Origin of the sequence: Microbacterium testaceum, assembly GCF_020781835.1 — a bacterium.
In the GTDB taxonomy this organism is placed as follows: Bacteria; Actinomycetota; Actinomycetes; order Actinomycetales; family Microbacteriaceae; genus Microbacterium; species Microbacterium testaceum_H.
The window spans coordinates 1-7,761 of record NZ_JAJGNJ010000021.1 but is presented as its reverse complement, the minus strand read 5'-3'; the positions used below and the strand labels follow the sequence as shown (position 1 = coordinate 7,761).

General features: G+C 68.0%; 11 protein-coding genes. All 11 read right to left on the bottom strand.

All coding sequences use genetic code 11. From position 1 onward, the window contains the following. Positions 1-761: head maturation protease, ClpP-related (locus tag LL239_RS17155; protein WP_228164550.1), on the bottom strand; the 761-nt coding region annotated here is incomplete at its 3' end. After that, entirely contained in the window at positions 758-2,230 is a 1,473-nt protein-coding gene (locus LL239_RS17150) for a DUF935 domain-containing protein (protein ID WP_228164549.1), read from the bottom strand. The genes LL239_RS17155 and LL239_RS17150, both read right to left, overlap by 4 nt. Positions 2,231-2,243: 13 nt before the next feature. Beyond that, positions 2,244-3,842, bottom strand: a complete 1,599-nt coding sequence (locus LL239_RS17145; protein WP_228164548.1) for a hypothetical protein — start codon at positions 3,840-3,842, stop codon at positions 2,244-2,246. Then, a complete protein-coding gene (locus LL239_RS17140; protein WP_228164547.1) occupies positions 3,772-4,017 on the bottom strand; it encodes a hypothetical protein in 246 nt (81 codons plus the stop codon). Before LL239_RS17140 ends, LL239_RS17145 begins: the two co-directional genes overlap by 71 nt. Before the next feature lie 311 nt (positions 4,018-4,328). Beyond that, complete coding sequence (locus tag LL239_RS17135; RefSeq protein ID WP_228164546.1) at positions 4,329-4,640, bottom strand: HNH endonuclease signature motif containing protein; 312 nt, start codon at positions 4,638-4,640, stop codon at positions 4,329-4,331. Between the two features lie 25 nt (positions 4,641-4,665). Further along, positions 4,666-4,854: a hypothetical protein gene (locus tag LL239_RS17130; RefSeq protein ID WP_228164545.1), complete on the bottom strand. Its 189-nt coding sequence runs from the start codon at positions 4,852-4,854 to the stop codon at positions 4,666-4,668. Beyond that, entirely contained in the window at positions 4,851-5,198 is a 348-nt protein-coding gene (locus LL239_RS17125; protein ID WP_228164544.1) for a hypothetical protein, read from the bottom strand. The genes LL239_RS17130 and LL239_RS17125 overlap by 4 nt, the downstream gene beginning before the upstream one ends. A 97-nt stretch (positions 5,199-5,295) precedes the next feature. Next, entirely contained in the window at positions 5,296-5,601 is a 306-nt protein-coding gene (locus LL239_RS17120) for a hypothetical protein (RefSeq protein WP_228164543.1), read from the bottom strand. A 989-nt stretch (positions 5,602-6,590) separates the two neighbouring features. Then, positions 6,591-6,938, bottom strand: a complete 348-nt coding sequence (locus LL239_RS17115; protein ID WP_228164542.1) for a hypothetical protein — start codon at positions 6,936-6,938, stop codon at positions 6,591-6,593. Further along, positions 6,935-7,144 carry a helix-turn-helix domain-containing protein gene (locus tag LL239_RS17110; protein ID WP_374197647.1) on the bottom strand — a complete coding sequence of 70 codons (210 nt, stop codon included), beginning with the start codon at positions 7,142-7,144 and terminating at the stop codon, positions 6,935-6,937. Before LL239_RS17110 ends, LL239_RS17115 begins: the two co-directional genes overlap by 4 nt. Continuing rightward, positions 7,135-7,761: hypothetical protein (locus LL239_RS17105; RefSeq protein ID WP_228164540.1), on the bottom strand; the 627-nt coding region annotated here is incomplete at its 5' end. The genes LL239_RS17105 and LL239_RS17110, both read right to left, overlap by 10 nt.

Genomic DNA, 7,761 nt, shown 5'->3' with positions numbered 1-7,761 from the left:
CCCGGCTCGGTCGAGACCGGGAGACTGAGGGACGCGCGGGCAGTCGCCGACGCGAACACGACGAGACGGGCTGCCGAATCGGTCGGCTCGTCCTCGTCGGGGATCAGGATCGTCTCGTCGTCGGCCCCGACCGTCGCCGGCTCCCCGGCGTCAGGGATGACCGCGATCCGGTCGACGAGACCGAGCTCCACCGCCTCGTCAGGGGTCATCCACGTCTCCTCGGCGAGCAGCGTCGGCCAGTCCGGCCCGTCGCCCGCCTTCGCCGAGTAGATCGCGATGATCGACGCCTCGATCTTGTCGAGCACGTCGGCCTGCTTGCGGAGGTAGGGGGCGTTGCCCCACACGATCGTGGACGGTGAGTGGATCATCATCTGCGTGCCCGGGGACATCACGACCTCATCCGCACCGGACGCGATCACCGACGCCGCCGACGCGGCCAGCCCATCGACGACAGCGGTGACCTTCGCCTTGTGCGCGCGGAGCATGTTGAGGATCGACACGCCCTCGAACACTTCCCCCCCGGGGGAGTTGATGCGGAGGATGATCTGGTCGACCTCTTCGGGGAGCGCGTCGAGCACGACGCTCATGTCCTTCGCGGACACGCCCCAGAATCCGCCCCACGAGTCGATCGGCCCGTACATGCGGATCGTCGCGACCGTGCCATCTCCCGCCGGAGCCGGCGTGGTGACGGCGTTGAAGAACGCGGCCTTGGACTCCGGGATGGGGAGCTTGCCCCAATATCGGCTGTCGCGCTTGGTCATGCTGCCTCCTCGGGCTGTTTCGGTGCGGGCAGATCCTCACCCAGTTCGGCGCCGGCGCGGCGCAGGATGTCTCGCGCTTCCTCTTGCGAGAGGACCGGGCCCACGCCGAGATAGACCTTCTGAACGATCTCCGCGATCTCGCGGGCCTTCTCGGTCTCGGTCATGCCATCAGCACGGCCGTCGAGGTCGTCGCTCTCTTCCATGACCGGGAGCCCGTAGAGCCCGCGAAGGTGCGCCTCGAGCGCCGGATCCCAGTGGATCGCGCCGGATTCGAGCAGCGCTCGGATCGCTTCAGCGGTCGCCGGGTGCTCGGCGCCGATCTTCGGCGGGACGAGTCGCGGTGCCGGCTCCTCCGGCCCCCAGTTCGCATCGACGAGATCCTCGATGACGTGCTGCTGGATGATCGTCGCGATGTGCCGGGCGAGCGCATTCAGCGAGTTGATGAAGAAGTTCGCGAACGTGTCACCCAGCGCGTACGAACCGGTCGAGTTATCCCCGCCGAGGTTGAGGAAGTTCGCCAGCACGGCGCGGGCAATCTGCTCGTCGTAGTACCGGATCTGCTTGTCGAGGTCTGGAACCTTCCCCGTCACGCCCTCAAACCGGAACGTCGCCCCGTGAGGCAACGAGATGCCGGCCGCATCGCCCGCGCGTGCACCCTTCGCGATCTCAAGCCCGCGCGCGATCTCCTCTTCGAGCCACGCCTTCTTCTCGTCGTAGGTCGCATCTTCAGGAGGCGGGGCGCTCGTGTAGCTCGGCATGCCGAGCCCGTTGCGCTCAGCCGCGAGCGCCTGCACACGCAGCGTGCGGTCTTTGAGCAGCCACATCTTGTAGGCCGCGCGGAGGAGGGACACCCCCACCCAGTTGCCGCCCTCGCGCTGATGCACGAACACGACAAGCCGATCCACAGGGATCGTCACGCCGCCCACGCTCGCGCTCTTCTCGCCCGGCTTGGCCGGCGTGCGAACGGGCTTGCCGTGACCGTGCTGGACGATCGCCGCCAGCCCCCCGTCGCTCTCGACCTTGAACTGCGCGATCGTGCGCGGCGGCCGCCACGCCAGCTTCCGCAGGTGCGCACGCCCGAACGCGTCCGGCTCGTACACCTGCTCGAACACTGAGTGCCCGAACACCAGCTCAAGCAGAGCGAGTCGCAGGAACTCATCCCACGAGAACCGACCCTTGGACCGCAGCGGCGCAACCCGGGGCTTCCCCTTGAGTGCAAGGCCGAGGTCGTCGGCGACGAGCTGCGCGACTTCATCGCGCACGCCCGCCGGGTCGAGCTGCCAGTCCGACTCCTGGATCGGCAAGGTCACCGCACCGAGGACCGACATCACCTGCGGGTCTTCACGACGCATCCGGTCGAACACCTCGTTCGACAGCGGCCAGATGAGATCCGGGTTCGTCTCGTGAGCGTCTGTCGCCAGCCCGCCCCAGCCGACCAGTCCCCCGGTCTGATATCCGATCTCGGTCAAAGCGGGCCTCCTGTCAGAACGGGGCGACAGCGAGGTTTGTCTCGGCCGCCCGGCCGACCTCTTCGCGTGTGATGATCTGCGCCGATGGGGGCGGCGGGGTAGGTTGCTTCGGCGGTGACGCCTCGGACTTGAGAACGCCCCACAGCGCCCACGTCACGGCCTGCGCGATCGTGATCGGCTTCGTCGGGTCCGACTGCTCCCACGTCATGCCGGCGCGGCCGATGTTGCGGGTCGTGGCGAACTCGAGAGACTTCGTCACCTCGGGCTGATCGCGGTGCGGAACCATCCCCGCATTTACCCACTCGATGAACAGGGCGTGCGCGGCAGCGATCTCGTCCAGGTTCATGACGAGGTACTTGATCCCCGCCGCGTCGAGCGCCGAGATCACCGGGGCCGCGTTCTTCGAGTCGAGGACGAGCGTCGGATTCCCGAGCTCCGCCTTCAGATCCTTGAGCATCGGTGCGATCCACATCGTGCCGGCCTGTGACCAGTGATGCTCGACGGCGATGCTGTCCGAGTCGACCCGGACGGCCTTGCCGATCGTGCCGGCGCTGCCACCTCGAGTCAAGGCCAGCGAGAGCACGATGCCGTCGCCGGCGACTCCCGCGTCCTCGCGCGCGTGCCGCTTCCAGACCTCGAGGTCAAGGTCGGATAGGGCGGCCGCGACTTCAACGCGTCGCGATGGCCAGATGGAGCACCGCTGCCGCGCGAACGATTCAGGGCTGGTCTGCCCCATGCGATCCCAGTCGTCTTCGACCGTCTTCCACGCAAGTCGGATGCCGAGGCCAGGGTTTCCCTCCCGCCACGTCTGCGGGCTGCCGAGGTCGATCTTTGCCGCGGTATCCGGGTCGTCGGATCCGACCGGCGTGTGCTCGATCCATCCGGTTCGCTCGAACCCGCCTTTTCGCCCTCTGTCTCTGAGCCCCTCGAAGTATTCGCCGTCCTGGTCTTCCTTCGGGACAGTGCCCGTGAACAGCACCTGCTTATTGGGGCTCGCGTCGGTTGCGGGGAGAAGGGCCTCGAGGATGGTCAGTGGTGAATGCTGCGCCTCGTCCACGATGAGCACATCGAAGGACACGCCAACGCCGGCGGCGCCGGTGCGGGTGAAGAAGATCAGGCGGTTGCCGTTCTTCAGCTCGATCGACCAGTTCCCATTTCCGGTCGAGATGCCGGTAACGCCCTGCGCGGTCTGCTTGCCGCCACCGACGAGCTCAGCCCGCAGCGCGGGCGACGCGAGGATGATGCGGCGTGCACGCCGGAACGCCTCGCGGGCCGTGGCGGCCTCGTGGGCTGTATGCCCAATGAGCTTCGGCGCTCCATCGGCTCGCGGCCAGAGGTAGAGGTGGGCGAGCTCGTAGGGCAGGAGGATGTTGCCCTTGCCTTGCTGGCGCGAGACGAGGATCCCAAACTCGGTGGCCGCCCACTGTCCATCCTCGTCGACCGACGCGATGGCCTCGAGGGCGCCTTCTTGCCACGGGTCGCAGACGATGTTCGCGAGGTCACAGATGTCGAGAACGTCGTCAACGAGCGTGTCTACGCGGCTAAGAGGGAGCGCCCTGACCCGCGGCTCTTGCAGCCCGAGCTGCTCGAGCTGCTTCGAGTTGGTCAGCAAGGCTCATCTCCTTCGGCGTCTCGATTGGGCCGCGCACGGCCTCAACGGCGGCACGGAACTCGCGAGCGATCGGAGCGAGCTTCGTCGGGTCGTCCTTGGCGATCTTCTTGAACGCGCTCCGCAGCCCGCTGACGATCAGCGCCATGTCGTCGACATCGCCCTCGTCATCTGTCACGACGTCGGAGTGCTCGTCGGCGGCCGGCCGCTTCGGGCGCGGGCTCGCAGCAGGTGATCGGCGATCGCCCCGACGCGCCGCGGCGTGAGCATCGCGACACGCTTCGTCGACTGTCTCGCGGTTGCGGAGGTGTCGACGGTAGGCGGCATCCGTGCCGCAAGGCGCCTTGGGCTTACCCACATCGCACCACCTCTCCCGAATCCCCCACATTCCTCGAATTACACACGGAGAGATGCGCCAGGACCGCCCGGGAGGTGGGCAGCCGAGGGGCGTCTCGGTATTTTTCACCGAGTCGCCCCTCGTCGTGTTCACTATGCCGTGCGCAGCGGCGTTCGCTTCTGGAAGCGGCGGTAGTTGTTCTCGCTGTAGGTGACGACCTCCATGTGCGCGGGGTTCACGCAGCGGCGGTCAAGGCACAGGTGATCGATGGTGAGTCCCTCGGGTATGGGCCCGTTGTGATGCTCCCACATGGCGCGGTGAGCACACACGTTTCGCCCGTGCCGTGCGATCTGCCCATACCCGCTCGTCATGATGGTCCCGGTCCACCGCCAGCACCCAGTCGACGGCTCCACGTCGTAACGACTCAGCAGTCGGTCCTCGAAAGTGATCCCGAAAGTCGGCATGGTTGTGCACCTCCCCGGCGGGCTGTCAGCGGTTGGGGCGTGTGATGTCTCGCCACGCGGTCAGGAGCGCATCCCACGCCTCCACGCGGCGCTCAGCGCGTCGTGCGCGGGCTTCCTGCTTCGGGTCGTACCGGTGCACGGGCACTCGGGCGACGGCCTGCCACCAGGCGTCACCTGCGGCGTCACGTCGGCGCACCAGGAAGCGAGTGATCATCCGTCGGCACGCGCCTGCGTGGTTGCCAGCATCGGGAGCACGTGAGGCTCGAGCTCGGCGCGCTCCTCGTGCGTCAGGTCGTCGGCCCACACGATGTCGTCGGCACTGATGCCGTAGGCGGCTTGCGGGATGCGGGGCGTCACGATGGCGACCGGGGTGATCTTGCGGGCCTCGGCGAGCTCAGCGCCGAGCACCTTCGTGCGGGCGACGATGACGATGCGGCGGCGGGCGTCGGGGGCAACGTCGACCGTCTCGACGGTGTCGCCGAGGAACGCGGCGACGTCTTCGTACCCCTCGATGTGGTCGCCGGCCATGACGACGTCGACGCGGTTGCGCATGATCATGCGATGACCTCCTCGGTCTACGTGGCGCCCGCGCGCGAGGGTCCCTGAGGCGGGCTCGATCGTCGGCCCGTCCATGCAATCTCTCGCGCGCGGCGGTCTATGTGGCAGCCCACACCTCGGGGGCCGCGTTGTCGCCCTTCCGGGCGTTGCAGTCACGGTGCATCGGGACGAGCACCTGGCCGACGAGCTTGCCCCCGTTCGCGAGGGCGTCGTCATGGTCCGCAGTGAAGCTGCGCTTGTGGGTAGGTGGGAGGGTGGTGTCGATCTCCTCACCGCATCCCCAGCCCGACAGGGAGCCGTACCCGCACGGGAGGTTCTGTGCGTGCGTGCGGCGCTTGAGCGCTGCCTGCTGGCGGCGGTAGGCGCGGTGACCCTTCCCGTCGCGGATGGCGCGGCTACCCATGGCGGCCTTCGCGAAGCCCAGCGAGCGCGCCCATCAGTCGCTTCCTCTCACGATGGTGTCGCCGTCGTCGTCCGGCACCTGTCCAGTAGTGGACACCTCGGGGCGGTCAGGCGTGGGCATCGTTGCTCTCCTCGCGAGACCAGGTGTCGCCACGATAGTTGTCGAGGGTGCGCAGCCCGAGCGGGTTCCGGAACTTTCCGCCGTGGCGGGCGTTCGCGGCGGTCTGCTGCTGGATCTGGAAGTCGATCGGCAGCTTTTCTCGGACTCGCTATAGGCGAGTACCTGGCTGCCCGCACAGGCCTCCGCGGACGTACCAACGTGGTAGACCCCGTGACCGAATGCTTCCGCGATCGGCTTGCACGCCTCGTCGAGCAGGAACATCTGACGAGGATTGAACGCGCTCATCGCCGGCCCCCGCGCTTCGCCTTCCGGCGCCGGGCCACTGCCGCTGCGTGCAGGCGGTCGCGGCGTTCCGTGTCCTCGCGGAAGATGCGCTGCTCAGCCGCCGCGGTAGCCGCCCACCGCCAGAGTCCCATCGGCATGGAGTCCTCCTCCTGGGCTTTGCCGTGGGCATCCGGGGGTCTCGCCCACACCCGGATGCCCACGCTTCACGATGAGCCCGAGCAGAGGCGCCGACCGCGCTGCGTCGACGTCGGTTCCGCATCAACGCGGACCCCTGCTCGGGAGAACAGCGCCCCGACAGCCCATCACCGCTCCTGGATTGCACGAATCCGGCGAGGACTGATGGCTTGAACCCCGCTAGCCCATCGACATAGAGGGCATCGTGGCGGGACCGTCAGTCACAGCGCAGGGCGTGGCGAAGGGATGTGAGCGTGTGGTGTCGGGACGAGCCCCTCGGCGAAGAGCACCAACTCCGAGGGAAAACCTGCTCAGACATGACGGAAGCCCCACCGGGTATCGGCAGGGCTTCGGTCATAGTTCTTGTGCAAGGCACAGCCTAGCACGACAGGTGGAAACGCTGGAAACGCTCAGAACAGCGGCGCGTCGCGCTCCACCATGTGCCGCTCGTACGCTTCGAGCTTGCGTCGATCCGCGACGCATTCGCGGGTGTCGTAGTCCACCCACCCCGCCCCGACTCGGCATCGCGCGCACATTCGTCGATCGTCGTCGGCGGCGTGGCCGAAGATGATGCCGCAGAACAGGATCACGAGGGCCGTGCGCTTCCCGCGCGGGTCCAGCTCCCCGACTGCGACTCGGCCACAGCCGTCGCACTGGACGACGAACACCGGGTCGACCTGCACCAGGCCGTGCACGAACCCGTCGACTGTGGGCAGTAACTCCGCGGCGGCGGCGGCCTCGTCGATGGTGTGTGTCATCGTTCCCCTCCCTCGTAGCTGCGGTTCGTGTTGTTGGTGGGTTTGCGGCGGCCGCGGCGTGCCCGCATCCGCTTCTCGGTCTCGATCACGTCCTTCTCCTTGAACCGGCCCAGGCGGGGCTGCAGCTCGCCCCACGCGATCCAGTTGCGGATCGTGCGGGTCGTCACCCCGGCGCGCTCTGCGGCCTGCTCCTGCGTCAGCCACATACGCACGCCCCGTTCACTGCGCGTGCCGTGAAGCACTCGGGGCACACCGACGTCGGCAGATCCACGGGCTCGGGCGGGAGGATCCGCAGCGCCAGGCGGGATGCTGTCGCCGCGTCCGGGAGTGGTGGCCGCGGGGGCGCCGGCGCACCACGGCCCACGATCATCGGCGGCTCCGTGTCGGGCACGAGCTCAGCGAACACCTCCGCGTAGAACCCGTCGTCCTCACGATCGTCGGACTCCCACTCGCACGTCGTGCACCGGTACACCGCCGCGTCACCCACCCGGCGAGGCGGGCGGACACGCACCGTCTTACAGTCGCACTCCGGACACGGGGACTTCGCCCACCGAGGCTGATCGTCAAGCGGCCACTTCCCCAGCGCGGCGACCACCGACCACCACTCCGGCTCCCCCGAGTGACGGTGCAGCACCGCATCCGCGAGAGCCGTGATCTCCGTGCGGTTCGCCAGACGGTCGAAGTCCTCGAGGATCGCCTGCAAACACAGGTCCGCGTCATCGAACGCCTCCGCCGTCTCCGTGCCCGCCGCCATCCCCGCACGGCCGGCGAGGCCGGGATCGACGACCACCGCCCACTCCCGCAGCATCCGCATCAGGTCATC